Annotated in this window: 19 protein-coding genes; 12 read left to right on the top strand and 7 right to left on the bottom strand. The window is 61.1% G+C overall.

Annotated features, from left to right (window positions below; all coding sequences use genetic code 11):
• Positions 1-8 precede the first annotated feature (8 nt).
• Positions 9-176 carry a hypothetical protein gene (locus tag BPHY_RS41830; protein ID WP_157686657.1) on the top strand — a complete coding sequence of 56 codons (168 nt, stop codon included), beginning with the start codon at positions 9-11 and terminating at the stop codon, positions 174-176.
• Between the two features lie 1,030 nt (positions 177-1,206).
• Complete coding sequence (locus BPHY_RS20915; RefSeq protein ID WP_012403449.1) at positions 1,207-2,412, top strand: DNA-binding protein; 1,206 nt, start codon at positions 1,207-1,209, stop codon at positions 2,410-2,412.
• 82 nt (positions 2,413-2,494) lie between these two features.
• Here BPHY_RS20915 and BPHY_RS20920 read toward each other — a convergent pair whose 3' ends face one another.
• From BPHY_RS20920 to BPHY_RS20930, 3 genes are all read right to left on the bottom strand, one after another.
• Positions 2,495-3,559, bottom strand: coding sequence for a tyrosine-type recombinase/integrase (locus BPHY_RS20920; RefSeq protein WP_012403450.1), 1,065 nt, complete (start codon positions 3,557-3,559; stop codon positions 2,495-2,497).
• Positions 3,560-3,683: 124 nt separating this feature from the next.
• Positions 3,684-4,082 (bottom strand): DUF2471 family protein, encoded by a 399-nt coding sequence (locus BPHY_RS20925; protein WP_012403451.1) that lies wholly within the window; start codon positions 4,080-4,082, stop codon positions 3,684-3,686.
• 82 nt (positions 4,083-4,164) lie between these two features.
• A complete protein-coding gene (locus BPHY_RS20930) occupies positions 4,165-4,779 on the bottom strand; it encodes a helix-turn-helix domain-containing protein (RefSeq protein ID WP_012403452.1) in 615 nt (204 codons plus the stop codon).
• Positions 4,780-4,922: 143 nt separating this feature from the next.
• Here BPHY_RS20930 and BPHY_RS20935 point away from each other — a divergent pair, with 143 nt between their 5' ends.
• Both BPHY_RS20935 and tdh read left to right on the top strand, forming a co-directional pair.
• Positions 4,923-6,122, top strand: coding sequence for a glycine C-acetyltransferase (locus BPHY_RS20935; RefSeq protein ID WP_012403453.1), 1,200 nt, complete (start codon positions 4,923-4,925; stop codon positions 6,120-6,122).
• Positions 6,123-6,140: 18 nt separating this feature from the next.
• The gene (gene tdh, locus BPHY_RS20940) at positions 6,141-7,169 is read left to right on the top strand and encodes an L-threonine 3-dehydrogenase (protein WP_012403454.1); all 1,029 of its coding nucleotides are present in this window, start codon (positions 6,141-6,143) and stop codon (positions 7,167-7,169) included.
• A gap of 18 nt (positions 7,170-7,187) precedes the next feature.
• Here tdh and BPHY_RS20945 read toward each other — a convergent pair whose 3' ends face one another.
• On the bottom strand, positions 7,188-7,823 hold the full coding sequence (locus BPHY_RS20945) for a YceI family protein (RefSeq protein ID WP_012403455.1): 636 nt from the start codon (positions 7,821-7,823) through the stop codon (positions 7,188-7,190).
• A gap of 117 nt (positions 7,824-7,940) precedes the next feature.
• Between BPHY_RS20945 and BPHY_RS20950 the strand changes: the two genes are divergently transcribed.
• From BPHY_RS20950 to BPHY_RS20965, 4 genes are all read left to right on the top strand, one after another.
• A complete protein-coding gene (locus BPHY_RS20950; protein ID WP_012403456.1) occupies positions 7,941-8,573 on the top strand; it encodes a TetR/AcrR family transcriptional regulator in 633 nt (210 codons plus the stop codon).
• Between the two features lie 22 nt (positions 8,574-8,595).
• A complete protein-coding gene (locus tag BPHY_RS20955) occupies positions 8,596-9,072 on the top strand; it encodes a nuclear transport factor 2 family protein (RefSeq protein ID WP_012403457.1) in 477 nt (158 codons plus the stop codon).
• 213 nt (positions 9,073-9,285) lie between these two features.
• Positions 9,286-9,813, top strand: coding sequence for a hypothetical protein (locus BPHY_RS20960; protein ID WP_012403458.1), 528 nt, complete (start codon positions 9,286-9,288; stop codon positions 9,811-9,813).
• 355 nt (positions 9,814-10,168) lie between these two features.
• Positions 10,169-11,038 (top strand): LysR family transcriptional regulator, encoded by an 870-nt coding sequence (locus BPHY_RS20965; protein ID WP_012403459.1) that lies wholly within the window; start codon positions 10,169-10,171, stop codon positions 11,036-11,038.
• Positions 11,039-11,052: 14 nt separating this feature from the next.
• Here the strand turns inward: BPHY_RS20965 and BPHY_RS20970 are convergent, their stop codons facing one another.
• A complete protein-coding gene (locus BPHY_RS20970) occupies positions 11,053-12,039 on the bottom strand; it encodes a zinc-dependent alcohol dehydrogenase family protein (protein ID WP_012403460.1) in 987 nt (328 codons plus the stop codon).
• A gap of 392 nt (positions 12,040-12,431) precedes the next feature.
• Positions 12,432-14,210: a hybrid sensor histidine kinase/response regulator gene (locus BPHY_RS20975; RefSeq protein ID WP_012403461.1), complete on the bottom strand. Its 1,779-nt coding sequence runs from the start codon at positions 14,208-14,210 to the stop codon at positions 12,432-12,434.
• Positions 14,211-14,387: 177 nt separating this feature from the next.
• Here BPHY_RS20975 and BPHY_RS20980 point away from each other — a divergent pair, with 177 nt between their 5' ends.
• Positions 14,388-14,789 (top strand): GFA family protein, encoded by a 402-nt coding sequence (locus tag BPHY_RS20980; RefSeq protein ID WP_012403462.1) that lies wholly within the window; start codon positions 14,388-14,390, stop codon positions 14,787-14,789.
• A gap of 93 nt (positions 14,790-14,882) precedes the next feature.
• Here the strand turns inward: BPHY_RS20980 and BPHY_RS42605 are convergent, their stop codons facing one another.
• Positions 14,883-15,035, bottom strand: coding sequence for a DUF6496 domain-containing protein (locus tag BPHY_RS42605; RefSeq protein WP_167538882.1), 153 nt, complete (start codon positions 15,033-15,035; stop codon positions 14,883-14,885).
• A gap of 238 nt (positions 15,036-15,273) precedes the next feature.
• Here BPHY_RS42605 and BPHY_RS20985 point away from each other — a divergent pair, with 238 nt between their 5' ends.
• The 3 genes from BPHY_RS20985 to BPHY_RS20995 all read left to right on the top strand — a co-directional run bounded on the left by BPHY_RS20985 (position 15,274) and on the right by BPHY_RS20995 (position 16,863).
• Positions 15,274-15,579 carry a hypothetical protein gene (locus tag BPHY_RS20985; RefSeq protein WP_012403464.1) on the top strand — a complete coding sequence of 102 codons (306 nt, stop codon included), beginning with the start codon at positions 15,274-15,276 and terminating at the stop codon, positions 15,577-15,579.
• Between the two features lie 112 nt (positions 15,580-15,691).
• Positions 15,692-15,973, top strand: a complete 282-nt coding sequence (locus BPHY_RS20990) for a DUF6723 family protein (RefSeq protein WP_012403465.1) — start codon at positions 15,692-15,694, stop codon at positions 15,971-15,973.
• A 149-nt stretch (positions 15,974-16,122) separates the two neighbouring features.
• Complete coding sequence (locus BPHY_RS20995) at positions 16,123-16,863, top strand: SDR family NAD(P)-dependent oxidoreductase (RefSeq protein WP_012403466.1); 741 nt, start codon at positions 16,123-16,125, stop codon at positions 16,861-16,863.
• The last annotated feature ends 8 nt before the right edge of the window (positions 16,864-16,871 follow it).

A 16,871-nucleotide genomic window follows, 5' to 3' on the forward strand; every position in this document is an offset into this window, starting at 1 on the left:
AAAAAGTCATGAAAAATAATGACTTAGCGGATAACAACAGAGCACAATCAATCAAGCAGAATACGAAGTTTCCCGAAAACGCTCACCTTCCCGGCGACTCGTGGGTGAATCCGTGCGCGATTTTTGTGCAGCTCAGCGTCCCGGATATCCTCACCATTGCAAAAACCGATTCGTGATCGAATGATTCCCTTAGCCTAGCCTGTCTTGGATCGCAGGCGATTTCTGCACAACAACGTCCTGCATTTACTCACCTTTCGCGCAGAAACGGCAACATCGAGCTCCTGCAAAATCTCACCTTCGCACTTTCCGCGGTCGTTTCTGGCCCGGGATATGCGTCACACTGCCACCCCCGAATCCCCTCACCTGAAGCCCAAAAATGTCATGAACAGGGTTTTTTTCACGAGAAGGGCAGCAACCATCTCCCGTAAAGCCTCACCTTTAAGGATTATTTCTGGCCGAATGGTGCAGAAACGGCTCTCGTAACCCGAAAAGCCTCACCTTCGGATCCGTTTTCCTCCCGTTATATCTCACCAAGCGCTCAGCCGGTGGCGAAAAACAGCCTTAAACCCCGTCGGTCGCTGCTCCTGAACCCGCTCACTTCGCGCTCGCCCGCGTTAACTGACCCAAGGCCGCTCCAGTCAGCGTATACAAGCCATATACGCTCCCGGAGTCCCGAAAATGCTCACCTGTCATCGATGCCGCAAATCGACGCACTCCTGAACCCACTCACGATGTTTCCCGAGCCTGCTCACCGATCTCCCCGAACACCATCACTCGGTCGTCCCGCCAAAGCTCACCATCTTTCCCGAAAAGCTTCACCTGACCGCCGGCAGAGCCTTATAGCGTATGGGTTTCGCCAGGCGTTAACGTTTTTAACCAAGGTTCAAAGGTGTTTACTTTTATTACTCTCAACAAGGCACCCCGTGAGCCTCGCAAAATTCCACCAACACACCTCTTGGCTAGTCGCCTCGACGCGTGAAACAGTGCCAAAACACCGATGGAACACGAAATTGTTTTCGTTAACAATGGTTTAGAGCGCGTTCTTCGATTTGTTTCACGGCCCCGCACGCAACTCGCCATGCCGTATGACCAATTCAGCACGCTTTCGCCTTTCATTGCATGCAAATCGCACGCAAACTTGAAAATTGTATCGGGTGCTACGTAAATTGTTATGATTCTTCCGGTTACCGTAGATCCGAGGCAAGAATGAATCTGGACGACGAACGTCAGGCCATCCGAAAAGAACTCGATACGATGCGTGCGAAAGGCGCCCGTCGACAGGAACTGTCGTTGCACGCATGCAAGCGTCTGTTCTTCGACCTCGGCATCCGTCCGTCGATGGCGGCGGTACGCGATCTCACTCAAACGGGTAGCGCGAGCGACATCCCTAAGGACATCGACAGCTTTTGGGAACGCATTCGGTCGGCGTCGCGCGTGCGGGTCGGCGCAGGCGCTATTCCCAAAGCACTGGAAGAGCGAGCAGGTGAACTGCTGGGTGCTTTATTCGAAGACGCACTAGCACAAGCCCGAGCCTCTCTGTACGAAGAGCGGCAGGAAATCCAGGCGCTGCGGGCAGCCGTTGAACGCAATTCCCAAGAAGGCCAGATTCGAAAGGAAATTTCAGAGGAAGCGATACAGCGTAGCGAAGCCCGCGCGGATGCGGCTTGGGAACGCGTACGCGTTCTTGAGACTCAACTCGCTTCTGTCAGCACCAGCGAATCGGTCAATCAGGAGGGATTGAAGGCCACCGTGCGTCGGCTGGAGGCCGACAATGAATCGTTGCGTGAGCGCCTGCATGCGGAGCAATCGACTAACGCAGGCTTACGCGACCGGCTCGATGCCCTGCACAGTGAGATGCGCCAGAACGCGGAACACTACGCACAACAGATCAAGGATGCGGTAGCGGAAGCAGAACGTCGCGTCAAACCGATGCTCGTCGAACTGGATTCGTTGCGAGCGATGGCCGCAACCTACCAGGCGGGTGTCCGGGATGCGAGCCGGAAAGAATTTGATTTCATTCAGCAACTGGCCGCAGCGAAAGCCCGCGGCGACCGGCTCGAAGGGCAATTACGCGAACAGTCCGATGAACTCGACCTTCTTACCCGACAGATGACTGCACTGCGAGCGCAGCAAGGTATCGATCCCGCCGTTGCGCAGTTGATCTGTCAACTGGCCGGCGCCGGACGTTTGAGCCCGGAGGAACTCGCGTCGATAGGCACGGCTGTCGACGGTCACGTTTCCTTGCCGGCGCAGTGTCCCAAGTGCGCGGAGGGTGAGCCGGAACTCTCTCAGGTGGATCACCACTACGAATTGCTTTGTCCGGAATGCGAGCACACTTCGGGAACCGGCGATTCCCGGCTGGAGGCGGTGACGCGCTTTATGTCCACCGCGCAAACCTCGACTTTATCGTGATCGGAGTTGAGCCGCAGTCTTCCGTATGCGTTCGACGGTGAGCGTATACGGGACCACACAGGTGAAGGTTTACAGGAGTCGTCTAACCGTCGTTCCGCGCGCCATCGTGATCTTCAGATGGCTCCGACGCTTCTGCGAGTCGAATGTCACTATCGAATTTTTCGTGCTCACTCCAGGTTTTCCACGCGCGATGCAGTCGATTCGCGGAAACAGCCTGCGCAAATCCAAGCCACTGTCCGACGACTTCCACTTCTACGCCTCTCTCGAACAAATCGGCGGCAAAAGAGTTGCGCAATGTGTGCGGGCTTGCCCTGGCTTCGCGCGATTGTCCGAACCCGGCTGCATCGACCAGCGCGTCGACGGCCCGGAGCATCGTTGCCTTATGCATGGGACGTCCAGACGGCGAAGCGGGAAAAACCAGTTCGCCAGGTAGTTCGGCCTGTTTTCGCTCATCGAGCCACGCGCCGAGTACGGATACGGCAAAGGGCGCGAGACGCGTCCTGCGTGTAAACAACGGATTTGCCGCCTCAATGACGACCCACGGCGAGCCCGATGTCATGCAACTCACCGAAAGCGTTCGCGCCTCCCCCGTCTTGATGCCTCCGCCGAGAAATACGGCAATCAACGCCCGATCGCGACGCTCGCGCCAGCGTTGTGCTGCCGACAAATTAGTCACGGGCGAAAAAAGATAGTCGATCAAAGCCGACCGTTCCCCGACGCTGAGGAATCCGGTTGGCTCGTTGTCGCGTGCATTGCGCCACTCCGCTTCGCCATCCTGAGCGATGAACCGCGCGGGATTGGTCGACGCCAGTTCGATTTCGCGCACATGATCGAGCACGCGCTCGATCAATCGCAAATAACGGGCGCGCTGCGGTTTTCGTATCGACAAACCAGCGACGAACTCTGCAATCGCGCGCATATCGACGGTCACAAGATTCTTCTGGCGCGCCTGCAGCCACTCGAGAAAAAGGCCCCATTGCGCGCGATAGACTTCTGCTGAAGAGTTGCGGAAGTGTTGTCCGGCAAGCCATGCATCGAACGCGGCGCGTGGATCGATCAGCCAGTCCTGACGCTCACGTTCGAACAGATCGGCTTCAGCGATAGCCGGCGACGAACCAGCAGAGCCAACACGATCGGTCGAGCCCATAGTCTGTTTTTCCGTTAGTTGCGCAAAAGTGATTGTAGTCGGTCGACGATCGGCGCCGCGCCGACTTTACGCGCATAAACTCGCGCCGCTCGCCGGAACGCACGAGGCAACCGCAGGCATTCCGCTAGCCGCGCCAAGCACGTCCTGCACCGTTTTCGCGATCGGCGCCCCGCCCCTTCACAGCGACGGCGTTAGCCTTCTTAGCTTCCTCGTAAGCCGCGACCGCGAACGCGAATACTGCTGGCAACGCGTTCGATCGACTGAAGTCGACGGCGTCGTCGGTCTCGGGAAACTGGAGGTCGTCGGGCCGTTGAAACAGCCCGAGCATGAAGCCATCGTGTCGGCTGGCAAAACCCAGATCTGCGAGCGCTTCAGCTTCGATCGCATGCAGAAGCCGCCACGTAAGAGGTACTTGCTGCACGATGTACCGCGCTGCGATATGCCGTACGATGTGTTCGAGGTCGCGGGCGGCGGACTTGAAGCGCAGCGCGGCAAGATCCAGTTCGTTGTTTAGCTTATTCATTCTTCGACTCCGTCGGACTGCGTATACTGTACAAACATACAGTAATGGCTGCAACCACGGCGCCGGAGGATGGCGATCCGGTTTAGCCGTGAATCACGACCAACAGCGCTTTCGCTTCTCCTTTGCCCGCGTTACGAATCGCATGCGGCTCGTCGGCGACGTAGCGAGCCGTGTCGGCGGCCTTTAGACGCTTCGTCGTACCCGCCGCGTCGATATCGATGACTCCGTTCAACACCGTCAGATGTTCACGTGTCCCAGGCTCGTGCGCGCTGGACACCAATGCCCCGCCCGGCTGCAACGTCAGTTCGTACCATTCGAATTTGCCCGCCAGTTCGATCGGTCCCCATACCCGCAATTGATATCGCGCTTCGTGGCCGTTCAACGTCGGAATCTCATGCGGGCCGGACACGGCGATCGGATCAGGCGCCTTCTGCGGCGCGAACAGCGAATCGAGGCTCACACCCAACGCGTTCGTCAGCCGCCACGCGACGGCGATCGTCGGATTCGCCTTGTCGCGCTCGATCTCTGACAACATCGATTTCGACACTCCCGCCGCGCGCGACAGATCATCGAGCGTCATCTTGCGTTCATTGCGCAACCGCTGAATCTGCTCGCCGACACGCGGTGGCACTGAAGCAGACTGAGCCGCCGTCACGGACGTACCCGACGAACCCTTGCGCATTCCCGAACTTGCCATTTACTGACCTATCGATTAGAGTTGTTCGACATATCGAACTTTAGTTCGAAAAAACGAAAATTTCCGATTAAACCTGAGCCGACTATAACAGGCTGCCGCGCCGCATGGTGCGCTGCAAAGCCGTCATTCAAGGAGCCGTTTTCATGCGTGACCCATTCCTCGCGCATCTGCGCAGCACGCTCGAACAGATTCGCGCCGATGGTTTTTATAAGACCGAACGCGTGATCGCGAGCCAGCAATCGTCCGATATCCAGCTGGAGAGCGGTGCGGACGTCCTCAACTTTTGCGCGAACAATTACCTGGGTCTCGCGAACGACGCCCGCCTGATTGCCTCCGCAAAAGAAGGGCTCGACAAGGACGGTTTCGGCATGGCGTCGGTGCGCTTCATTTGCGGCACGCAGACAGTGCACAAGGAACTCGAGCGCGCGCTATCCGCGTTCCTGAAGACGGACGATTGCATTCTTTACTCCAGTTGCTTCGACGCGAACGGCGGCCTGTTCGAATCGCTGCTCGATGAGAACGACGCCATCATCAGCGACGAACTGAATCACGCCAGCATCATCGACGGCGTGCGGCTTTCGAAAGCGAAGCGTTACCGCTACAAGAACAATGATCTTGCCGACCTCGAAGCAAAGCTGCGGGAGGCGGATGCAGCAGGCGCGCGATTCAGGCTGATCGCGACGGACGGTGTCTTTTCGATGGACGGCATCATCGCGGACCTCGCGGGCATCTGCGATCTCGCGGACCGCTACGGCGCGCTCGTGATGGTCGACGATTCGCACGCGGTCGGCTTTATCGGTGAACACGGACGCGGCACGCCCGAACGTTGCGGCGTGCTCGAACGTGTCGACATCGTTACGGGCACGCTCGGCAAGGCGCTCGGCGGCGCATCGGGCGGCTACGTCGCGGCGCGTCAGGAGATCGTCGATCTGCTGCGTCAGCGCTCGCGTCCCTATCTGTTTTCCAACACGCTTACACCGAGCATCGCGGCTGCATCGCTGACAGTGCTCGAGCTGCTTGCAAGCGACGAAGGGCGGCAGTTGCGCGAACGCGTGCGTGCAAACGGCGCGCATTTCCGTCAGGCCATGAGCGCGCACGGTTTCACGCTCGTACCCGGCGAGCACCCGATCATTCCCGTGATGCTCGGCGATGCGCAGCTCGCAACCAACATGGCGGACGCGCTGCTGAAGGAAGGCGTGTATGTGATCGGTTTTTCATATCCCGTCGTGCCGAAAGGCCGAGCGCGCATCCGCACCCAGATGAGCGCCGCGCACACGGCTGAGCAGATCGATCGTGCCGTCGACGCCTTTGCACGCGTCGGCCGTTCGCTTGGCGTCATCTGAAACGGGGTATCGACTTCAATGAAAGCACTGGCAAAGCTCGAACGCGCACCGGGCCTCACGCTCACCCGCGTGAAAAAGCCCGAAGTGGGTCATAACGACGTGATGATCCGCATCACGCGCACGGCGATCTGCGGCACAGACATTCATATCTGGAAGTGGGACGACTGGGCGCAGAAAACGATTCCCGTGCCGATGCACGTCGGACATGAATACGTGGGTGAAATCGTTGAAATGGGTCAGGAAGTACGCGGCTTTTCGATCGGCGACCGCGTGTCAGGCGAAGGGCATATCACGTGTGGATTCTGTCGCAACTGTCGCGCGGGGCGCAGGCATTTGTGTCGCAACACGGTCGGCGTCGGTGTGAATCGCGAAGGCGCCTTCGCCGAATACCTCGTGATTCCCGCGTTCAACGCGTTCAAGATTCCGCCGGAAATCTCCGACGATCTCGCCGCGATCTTCGACCCGTTCGGCAACGCGACGCACACGGCGCTGTCGTTCAATCTGGTCGGCGAAGACGTATTGATCACGGGTGCGGGACCGATCGGCATCATGGCCGTCGCGATCGCGAAACACGTGGGCGCGCGTAACGTCGTGATCACCGACGTCAATGATTATCGCCTCGAACTCGCCCGCAAGATGGGCGCAACGCGTGCGGTAAACGTGTCGCGGGAAACGTTGCGCGACGTAATGAGGGATCTGCACATGACGGAAGGCTTCGACGTGGGCCTTGAAATGTCGGGCGTGCCGAGCGCGTTCACTTCGATGCTGGAAGCAATGAACCACGGCGGCAAGATCGCGCTGCTCGGCATTCCGCCCGCGCAGACGGCCATCGACTGGACGCAGGTGATCTTCAAGGGCCTTGAAATCAAGGGCATTTATGGACGCGAGATGTTTGAAACCTGGTACAAGATGGTCGCGATGCTGCAAAGCGGACTGGATCTTTCGCCGATTCTCACGCACCGTTTCGCCGTCGACGATTATGAAAAGGCCTTTGCCACAATGCTGTCTGGCGAAAGCGGCAAAGTGATTCTCGACTGGACCGTCTGAGAGCGCTGCGCAGCAATCTCAACTTGCAGGCGGCCTCGCTGCCTCTGCCTGAATGACGACGCGAATGTCATCGCCCACAGCGGGATACCACGTCGTCAGACCGAACTTCGAGCGGCTGAACTGCCCGTCCGCTGAAAAGCCGAGCGTATCGGCTTTGGTCAGCGGATCGCGGCCGTAGCCATTGAACGTGACATCGAGCGTGACCGCTTGCGTCACACCGCGGATCGTCAGATCGCCCGTCAACTTGCCGCGCGCGTCGCCCGTGCGTTCGAAGCGCGTGGTGACGAAGCGGATTTGCGGATTGCGCTCCACATCGAGCATGTCCGCTCCCTTTACCATCTTGTCCAGTAGCGGGACATTCGTGTCGATGCTCGCCGCGTCGATCGTCACCGTGACCTGGCTCTTGTCCAGCCCGCCTTCCTTCCAGTCGATCTCACCCGCCACGCGATCGAAGCGCATCGTGAAGCGCGTGTATTTCAAGTGATCGACGTTAAATATGACGCTGGTGTGATGCGGATCCAGCTTGTACTGGCCGACGGGCACGCGCGCCTCCGTCTGCGTGACCGTATGCGTGACGACCTGCAGCGGCGTGCACCCCGTCAGCGCTGCGGCGAGCGCGGCGGCAGAAACGGCACGGCGAAAAACGATGCTCATGACACTCATCCTGTTGAACGAATTTCCGACACGATAAAGCATGCCACGCCGAACCGGCAGACGATGCGAAGCGGACCAGCACTTGACGAATGAGAATGATCGTTCTACCCTTCTCGCATGGGTAACCTTGACGACACACCAGGCAGCGCGCGCGAGCGCCTGCTCGACGCAGCGGAAGTGCTGATTTACGCGGGCGGCATCCATGCTACTGGCGTCGATGCGATCGTCCGGCAATCGGGCACTGCGCGCAAAAGCTTCTACACGCATTTCGAATCGAAGGATGCGCTGGTGGCGGCTGCGCTCGAACGGCGCGACGAACGCTGGATGAAATGGTTCATCGACGGAACGCTGCGCCGTGGCAAGAGTCCGCGCGCGCGTCTGCTCGCGATGTTCGACGTGCTGCGCGAATGGTTTCTATCGGACGACTTTCATGGCTGCGCGTTTCTCAACGCCGCAGGCGAGATTGCGTCGCCTGACGACCCGATCCGCGTCGTCGCGCGGGAACACAAGGAGCGACTGCTCGAATTCGTGCGCACGCAGTGCGACGAATACATTGCCGCGGCAGGCGGCGATGCGCGGCGCGCGGCGCGGCTGTCGCGCCAGTGGCTGATCCTGATCGACGGCGCGATCGGCGTCGCGCTTGTCAGCGGCGATGCAGATGCCGCCCTCGACGCGCGTGCCGCAGCCGGTCCGCTGCTCGATTCCGCAAGTGCAAACACCCGCTCGTCGAACCGGCGAGCGTCCACCTGACGCAATTCAACGAGGAACCATCATGGCCGATATCGAAAGACGTCCTCCCGTCCCGCCGTTCACGCGCGAGACAGCGCTGCAGAAAGTCCGTGCCGCCGAAGATGCATGGAATACGCGCGAGCCTGAGCGCGTGTCGCTGGCGTATACGCCGCAGAGCAAATGGCGCAACCGCTCAGAGTTCCCGACGGGACGCGCCGAGATCGTCACGTTCCTTCAACGCAAGTGGGCGAAGGAACTGGACTATCGGCTGATCAAGGAACTTTGGGCGTTCACGGACAACCGCATCGCGGTGCGCTTCGCTTATGAGTGGCGGGACGATTCAGGCAACTGGTTTCGTTCGTACGGTAACGAGAACTGGGAATTCGACGAAAACGGCTTGATGGCGTATCGCCACGCGAGCATCAACGACAAGCCGATCCGCGAGGACGAGCGTCTGTATCGCTGGCCGCTGGGCCGTCGTCCGGACGATCATCCGGGGTTGTCGGAACTGGGCCTGTAATCCACCGTCATGTGAACGGTGAACGCGCGCATGGCGTGTTCACCAAGCTGCAACCGTTCGTTCGCTATCGTTGCCGTCTGCAGGCGCATCGTCGTCCCGAGCGCGCACTCCATCTCAAGTGTAGGGTTTGTGGGGTACAGTGCGCGACTGGAGAGCAATACGACGCTAATCGCGACATACAGACGCCGGCACGCGACCGGTTGCGGAGAGCACATGCCGTTTGGAAAGATCAAGAACAAGGTTCGTCGTGCATGCGTGGCCGGTTGGGTAACGAGCATCGGTTTGATGGGAGCGTCGGGCGTGCAGGCGGCCAACTGGTGCAGCGGCGGCCTGTGGGGTGATGCGATGCTTGCCTCGTATCACATCAATCCCGATCCGGGCACTGACTTCGAGCAGTTCAATCCTGGTCTTGGCGTCGAATGCTGGCTCAACGGACAGTGGGCGTTGACGGCGGGCGGCTTCCGCAATTCATTGCGTCGTCCGTCGTGGTACGGCGGCGGCGTCTGGGCGCCGGAGTTCGTACACTGGAACTTCATTCGCCTCGCGGTGATCGGCGGCATCATCTCCGGCTACAACTACGGCAACTGGGGACTCGGCCACGATCACACGATCGGACCCGTCGTCGCGCCCATCGTGATGCTCGAATACAAGCGCGTCGGCGCGAACATCATCGTCATTCCGCCCATCCCCTCCGACGATCTGCCGTTCACGCTCGGCTTTCAGGTGAAGTTCAAGTTCTGATAGCCGCTCACTGAACGGTCCATTTTCCTGGTTCGACCGGGAATGGTGAGGCTTTTCGGGAGTTGTGGTTACGGTGAAGATGCGAGGTGATTCACGCATCACCTGAAACGCGAAAACCCCTTAAAACAGGCACTGGAAGCAAAGCCAACATCCATTCGACGTCGATCGGACGGGTCACGTCCACGGCAAAGGTGAGTGTTTACGGGGCATCGAATGGCGATGCAATAGCCTCCCGAAATCTCTCACCTTGATGATGTAACGTGCGAATGGACCAATCGCGGCGATCACCGCAATCGCGCCGTCGCCGTTCATAATCGCAGGCACCCACGACCCATTGCAGCAGCGGAAGGCGTCTATGAACGATTCGAACCTGGACTGGAGCGACGTGCGGATTTTCCTCGCGATCGCGCGCTGCGGCACACTGGGCGCAGCGGCACGCCAGCTCCGTCAGACGCAGCCAACGATGGGCCGGCGTCTGCGCGCGCTCGAGGAAGCGCTCGGTCACACGCTCTTTCAGCGCACGACCGAAGGCTTCGTGCTCACCGATGAAGGCCGCTCTGTGCTCAGCTACGCCGAGCGCATGGAAGAAGATGCGCACGCGTTCATGCGCTCGCTCGCGGGCAGCGAGCAGGAATTGACGGGCAACCTGCGCGTGTCGTCGTCGGACTGGTACGGCATTCACGTGCTGACGCCCGTGTTCGCGGCGTTTCTTGCACGCCATCCGCGCACGTCGATCGAGCTGATCACCGATTCTCGGCGCTACAATCTCGCGCGCCGCGAGGCCGACCTCGTGTTTCGCATCACGCCGTTCGATGAACCGGACGTCGTCCAGCGCAAGCTGATGCACATCGACTACGCACTGTACGGGCGTATCGATCTCGTCGCGCCCGTGCGCGGCGACGGTGCGGGCCAGTCGCTGATCACGATGGATAGCGCGTTCGGCGAGTTGCCCGATGTTACGTGGATCAGGCAGATGCTGCCGAACGCGCATATTGCATATGCCAGCAACAACCGCGGCGTGCAGGCGCGCATGTGCGCGCAGGGCGGCGGCTTTGCAGTGCTGCCGTGCCCGCTCGGCGACAATACGCCGGGCCTGCGGCGCATCGATCTCGGTGACGCGCCGCCCGGCCGCGACGTATGGCTTGGCTACCATCGCGACCTGAAACGTCTCGCACGTCTGCGTGCGTTGCTCGATCTCGTGATCGAACGTCTCGCGAACGTGTGAGTGACGCGCCGGCATCACTCGATATCGACGACGATCTTGCCGCGTGCGGTGCGCTCCGTGATCGCTTCATACGCACGTTCGGCAGAGGCGAGATCGAAGCGGCGCGAGTCCAGATTGGGTGCGAGCTTGCCCTGTTCGACGAGGCGCGTCGCCTCGGCCAGCATCTCGCCATGATGCGCGCGATGCTTTCCAGTGAGCAGCGGATGCAGCGTGAACACACCTGAATAAGTGGCCTCGCGAAACGACAGTGGCGCGAGCGCATGTGTACCCCAGCCGAGCGCGCTCACCACGTGCCCAAAATGTTTGACGGCCGCGAACGACGCATCGAGCGTCGCCCCGCCGACCGTATCGACAACGAGATCGAAACCCTCTCCCGCGGTCAGTTCGCTGACGTACCGATCGACGGTGCGCGCTGCGTAATCGATCGGCGTCGCGCCGAAGCGCGCGACGAGATCCTGATCGCGCGCACTCGCCGTCGCGAAGACTTGCGCGCCGAGCGCGCGTGCAAGCTGCACCGCCACATGCCCCACGCCGCCCGCACCGCCTTGCACGAGCACCGTCTGACCGGCCTGCAGACGCACACGGTCGACAATGCCCGCAAATGAGGTGATGAACGCGAGCGGCAGCGCGGCGGCTTCACGCATCGACAGATTGAATGGCTTGTGCGCGAGCAGTTGCGCGTCGACGGCGGCATATTGCGCAAGCGAACCCTGAATGCCGCCGACGCCGCCCGTCATTCCATACACCTCGTCGCCGACCTTGAAGCGCGTCACATCGGCGCCGAGCGCGACGACTTCGCCGGCGAGATCGATGCCGAGCACGAGCGGCAACGGATGACGCGCATGCGCGGCGCTCCCTGCGCGAATCTTCGTGTCGAGCGGATTGAGACCGCTCGCCTTGATCCGCACGAGTACTTCGCCGCGTGCGGGCTCGGGAATGGGCAGCGTCGTCGGTTCGAGCGGACCTGTGTACTGGCTGAGAACGAGGGCTTGCATGGACATGATGGACTCCGGCAGAAGGGAAATGCGGTTGACGGAAGACATCATCGGCGAACGCAGAAGCTTGGTAAATCAACGATTTAGCACGACGTCCAAACAGAAATGCATGGCTTCGCGCGCTGTGTACACGCTGTGTACGCGCTCTGTACGTATACCTGGGTATGCCAATGGAACCCGACCGCATGGCGTAAAGGTGAGAGCTTTCGGGAGCAAGCGCAGCGCATCGGCGCGGCGCAGCGCAAGCAGCCGCAAACCCTTGCTGTATAAGGCTTCGGCGGCAGCGTCAAAAGTACGGTGAGGCGCGCAAGGCGATCAATGGTGAGGCTTTGCGGGACCCAGGAAAAGTGACGCGGCCGCGTATCGCGCGGCTCACCTTTACCGGGCGCTTGCTCACGTCAGACGAGACCGGCGATGTTGCGGCCGTCGCGATGCGACAGCACATCGGCAAGCCGCTCCATCGAAACGGGTTTCGTCAGGTGATAGTCGAAGCCCGCTGCCAGTGCGCGCGACTTGTCGGATTCCGATGAGTAGCCCGTCAGCGCGATCAGGAACATGTGCGCGAGCGCCGTGTTCGAACGGATCGTGCGCGCTACTTCGAAGCCGTCCATTTCCGGCATGCCGATATCGATGATCCCGACTTCAGGCAGTTCCTTTGCCGCCAGCTTCACGGCGTCGCGGCCGCTGCGCGCGACAATTACCTGATGTCCCTCCAGTTCGAGCAGCAGATGCAGCGCTTCCAGCGCGTCGACATTGTCGTCGACGAGCATGATGCGGCTCGGCGCGGCGTTCACCGCCGTCGTCGACTCATGCGCGGCCTGCGGCTCGAGATCAAGGATGGGCAGTTGCAGCGTGACGCGCGTCCCGTGACCGACGCCCTGGCTGTCGAGTCTGATCGTGCCGCCATGCAACTCAATGAGCCGCTTCGCGACCGCGAGCCCGATGCCAAGCCCACCTTCCGAGCGATGCATGTTGGCCTGCGACTGTGCGAACAGCTCAAACACGTGATCGAGCGCTTCGCGGCTCATGCCGACGCCGTTGTCTTCGATGGCGATCGACACTTTGCCGCCGGGCGACTCGTCGTCCGCCGCGCCGGGGGGGACGATCTGCACCCGCAGTCGCAGCGTGCCGCCTGCGGGCGTGTATTTCGCCGCGTTCGACAGCAGGTTGCCGACTACCTGGCTCAGGCGCACGTGATCGGCGCGCACATAGACGGGCTGTTCGAGCCCTTCGATTTCGAGCCGATGCTTGCGCGCGTCGATGTGATGCTTCAGCGCGGTAATTGCGTCATAGATGATTTCGTTCAGCGACGTGCGGCTGTATTTGATTGCAAGCTTGCCATGCCGCAGCCGCGCAGCGTCGAGCAGATCGTCGACGAGGGTGCGCAACTGGCGCATTTGCCGTTGCGCGATGGCGAGGACGTCGGTGGCCTGGTCTTCGCCCGCACACAGCAGCTTGAGCGCGGCGATCGAACTGTCGATGGGCGCCATTGGATTGCGCAGTTCATGCCCGAGCATCGCGATGAATTCGTCGCGCCGGTGCGCCGCATCTTCCAGCGCGCGCCGCGCCTGTTGCGCGGCGGCGGCTTCCGCTTCGGCGGCCTGTTGCGCGTCGAGCAGCGTCAGCGCGGCGCCCGCGAGCACGGCGAGATTGCCGAGCAGGCGCACGTCTTCGCGATCGAAGCGATGCTTGTCGTGTGAAGCAACCCAGATCGCGCCGAGTTGCTTGGACTGCTCGCAGCGAATCGGAATGGGCGTGACGATGCCTTCCGTCATCTCCGCACCCGCATCGCGCAAGCTCTTGAAGAACGTGTGCGGCGCGACGAAGAGTTGCGGCGCGCCGAGTTCGAGCGTCATGCCGCAAGGACATTCGGCCCACGCGGTCGTTCTGCCTTCGAATCCTGCGCAGGCGCCCGCCACCGCGCGCCAACGGAATACGGCGTCGCCTTCACTGGTGGTTTCGAGCAGGCTGATGCCCGCGCTGCCCGCGCCGCAGGCCGTGAGCGCGGCATCGGCGATGGCCTGCAGCAAGGTGTCGCGGCGGCCCGTTTGCGCGCTTGCGACGGTGACGAGCGTGCGCACTTCGGCGGCGTGATCGGGCGCACGCGCAGGCCGGTCTTTCAGATCGTCCGTGCGCAGTACGCCTGCCTGGCGGGCGCTTTCGATGCCGTCGCTCATGGTGTTGGAACAAGGGTGGTATGAGTGTGCCGCGTTCCCGCGTGTCTGCAAACGGCGGGCCGGCCATTATCGGAGAAGTATAGGCGCTGTGTCCGGATGATTACGTCTGATTTCACGGACATTATTATGGGTATATTCCCTGCGTGTCGATCAGGCTCAGTCTTGTGGAGAAAAGCGATGAACCAGCAAACGGTTTATGAAGGCGGATGCGCGTGCGGCGCCGTGCGATTTCGCGCTACGGGTGCACCTATGCGTGTGGGAATGTGCCACTGCTTGACGTGTCGGCGGGTGGCCGGCTCGGCATTTGGCTCGTACGTGATTTTCGATCGCGATGCGGTGACGTTATCGGGCAACACGCGCGAATGGCGCAGCTCGGAACACGGCCGGCGCCATTTCTGTCCGCTGTGCGGATCGGTTGCGTTCATGGTGTACACCGACCGCGCCGAGATCGACGTGCCGATCGGCGCCTTCGATCAGACGGGGCTGTTCGAGCCGACCTACGAACTGTGGTGCAAGCGCAAGGAGCCGTGGCTGCCGAAAGGCGTGCGCCGCGAGTACGATGAGGAGCGCCCGCATTAGCCGGCGCGCTTGGGAATCAACAGCGTGATCAACAGCGGGCCGTTATGCGATCGCAGCCGGGAAGCGGCGCACGGCCCGCTTTGCATCCGGCCTCTACTGATGATGTTTTTTTGGAATCTTGGCGCCTGACTTGCGCGCCTGGTTCAACGCGATCGCGACGGACTGCTTCTGCGATTTGCCCGCCTTCTTTTCGGTCTTGATGTTGTGGCCGATGGTTTCCTTCGAGGTGCCTCGCTTCAGTGGCATGACGCTCTCCTTTTCCTGTTGCATGGGGCATGGCCCCAGCGTGCAAATGGCGCCGCGACGGGTCGCGGCGACGTGCAAATCAATCGAGCATGCGCCGTTCCTGGCGTGAATGCCGTCGACGGGCGCAACGACTGAACCGGCTTTGCGTTCACGCTCCGCGCTGGCATGAAGCGGTGGAAGAAAAGCGGTACGTCGATTGCTGAAACGTTGTCTGGCACGTTGCATTCAGGAGCATCTCGTGAACACCGTATCGATCGCACGTAGCGCGACGGCGGCAATTTTTGCCGCGGTGGCGGGCATGGGCTACGCGCAAACGGGCTGGCATCCGTCGGCGCAGAGCGACAGGTCGATCGCGGCACCGGGCGCGACTTCGGGCGAACTGAAGACGCCACGTCCGAGCCAGTCGTCGACGTCCGGGATGTCCGGCGCGGCGGCGTCGGATCCGGGCATTCCGGACACGGGCCGCACACGCAGTGTCCAAGGCGCGCACGACAGGAACACACCCGCGACACGGCCCAAAACGGACCAGGGCAACGTGCATTGACGTTTGCCAAGCCTCGCATTCGCTCGCGTTGCATGCGCGAGCAGATGCGCCATATCAATCTGCATGTCGGCAAAAAAAGCCGGACCCGGCATGCGCAGCACGGGAGTTGTAAATGACAAGGCCACGGATGATTTTCCCCAAAGCGCCCAATGCTGTGGCCTCGAAACCGGAGTCGCGGGACGACTACCAGATCTACGCGACCTACCGCCGCACGACGGAAGGTTCGTATATGGGACAGCTAAAGGTCGTGCGCAAGACGGACGGACGGCTGCTGTTTCCATTTACGGGCGCACCGGATATCGGCCCGTTCACCGATGGCGACCAGGCACGCGAAGCCGCGCTCCGGCACGGCGAAACGGTCGTGCAGTCCGATCTCGACAATCCCGAGCCATAAGGCAATTTTTTACGCGCTTCACCACAGACATACTGTGACGGGAGGCACTGACGCGAGCGTGCAGTTCACGGGCAACCTCCCCGCATCGCTGCCTATAATCACGCGACGATTCCCGCGCGGTCCGCGCGAACGGCCAACGGAGGCAGGCGATGAGGCGTAGCAGCGCAATGGTGATTGGCGTCGGCGCGGAACTTGGTCTCGGTGCGGCGCTGTGCAGGAAGATCGCCGCGAATGGCTATCACGTGTACGTCGCGGGACGCACGCAGGCGAAGCTCGATACAGTGACGAACGGCCTTGCATCGCGCGGCGAGTCGGCGGAGTCGTTTGCGATGGACGGTACGTCTGAAGCGGACATCATGCGTCTGTTCGACAAGGCGATGTCGCCGCGCGACGATATCGACGTGCCCTCTCTGGTCGTCTACAACGTCGGCAACAACCGGCACATTCCGTTTCGCGACCTGACGGAAGCGCAGATGCAGGACTTCTTGCGCTCCGGGCCGATCGGCGGATTTCTGGTCGGACGCGAGGCCGCGCGGCATCTCGCGCCGCTCGGTCGCGGCACGGTGGTCTTCACGGGCGCATCGGCAAGTCTGCGCGGCAGGCCCGGTTTCGCGCATTTCGCCGCGGCAAAAGCAGGGCTGCGGATGGTCGCGCAAAGCATGGCGCGTGAGTTCGGCCCGCTCGGCCTGCATGTCGCGCATGTCGTGATCGACGGCGGCATCGACGGCGAACGCTTGCATAGCTTACGTCCGCACGCTGCCGCGGAGCGCGGTGAGAACGGGCTGCTGAACGTCGATGCAATCGCCGAAGCATACTGGCAGATTCATCTCCAGCACCCGTCCGCATGGACACATGAAGTCGATCTGCGGCCGTTCAGGGAACCGTTCTGAACGCGTGC

It is taken from the genome of Paraburkholderia phymatum STM815 (genome assembly GCF_000020045.1).
GTDB classification, from domain to species: Bacteria; Pseudomonadota; Gammaproteobacteria; order Burkholderiales; family Burkholderiaceae; genus Paraburkholderia; species Paraburkholderia phymatum.

Bases quoted from the DNA above. Each gene is read 5' to 3' on its own strand.
- BPHY_RS41830 (WP_157686657.1), top strand. From the start codon at position 9: ATGAAAAATAATGACTTAGCGGATAACAACAGAGCACAATCAATCAAG.
- BPHY_RS20915 (WP_012403449.1), top strand. From the start codon at position 1,207: ATGAATCTGGACGACGAACGTCAGGCCATCCGAAAAGAACTCGATACG.
- BPHY_RS20920 (WP_012403450.1), bottom strand. From the start codon at position 3,559: ATGGGCTCGACCGATCGTGTTGGCTCTGCTGGTTCGTCGCCGGCTATC.
- BPHY_RS20925 (WP_012403451.1), bottom strand. From the start codon at position 4,082: ATGAATAAGCTAAACAACGAACTGGATCTTGCCGCGCTGCGCTTCAAG.
- BPHY_RS20930 (WP_012403452.1), bottom strand. From the start codon at position 4,779: ATGGCAAGTTCGGGAATGCGCAAGGGTTCGTCGGGTACGTCCGTGACG.
- BPHY_RS20935 (WP_012403453.1), top strand. From the start codon at position 4,923: ATGCGTGACCCATTCCTCGCGCATCTGCGCAGCACGCTCGAACAGATT.
- tdh (WP_012403454.1), top strand. From the start codon at position 6,141: ATGAAAGCACTGGCAAAGCTCGAACGCGCACCGGGCCTCACGCTCACC.
- BPHY_RS20945 (WP_012403455.1), bottom strand. From the start codon at position 7,823: ATGAGCATCGTTTTTCGCCGTGCCGTTTCTGCCGCCGCGCTCGCCGCA.
- BPHY_RS20950 (WP_012403456.1), top strand. From the start codon at position 7,941: ATGGGTAACCTTGACGACACACCAGGCAGCGCGCGCGAGCGCCTGCTC.
- BPHY_RS20955 (WP_012403457.1), top strand. From the start codon at position 8,596: ATGGCCGATATCGAAAGACGTCCTCCCGTCCCGCCGTTCACGCGCGAG.
- BPHY_RS20960 (WP_012403458.1), top strand. From the start codon at position 9,286: ATGCCGTTTGGAAAGATCAAGAACAAGGTTCGTCGTGCATGCGTGGCC.
- BPHY_RS20965 (WP_012403459.1), top strand. From the start codon at position 10,169: ATGAACGATTCGAACCTGGACTGGAGCGACGTGCGGATTTTCCTCGCG.
- BPHY_RS20970 (WP_012403460.1), bottom strand. From the start codon at position 12,039: ATGTCCATGCAAGCCCTCGTTCTCAGCCAGTACACAGGTCCGCTCGAA.
- BPHY_RS20975 (WP_012403461.1), bottom strand. From the start codon at position 14,210: ATGAGCGACGGCATCGAAAGCGCCCGCCAGGCAGGCGTACTGCGCACG.
- BPHY_RS20980 (WP_012403462.1), top strand. From the start codon at position 14,388: ATGAACCAGCAAACGGTTTATGAAGGCGGATGCGCGTGCGGCGCCGTG.
- BPHY_RS42605 (WP_167538882.1), bottom strand. From the start codon at position 15,035: ATGCCACTGAAGCGAGGCACCTCGAAGGAAACCATCGGCCACAACATC.
- BPHY_RS20990 (WP_012403465.1), top strand. From the start codon at position 15,692: ATGACAAGGCCACGGATGATTTTCCCCAAAGCGCCCAATGCTGTGGCC.
- BPHY_RS20995 (WP_012403466.1), top strand. From the start codon at position 16,123: ATGAGGCGTAGCAGCGCAATGGTGATTGGCGTCGGCGCGGAACTTGGT.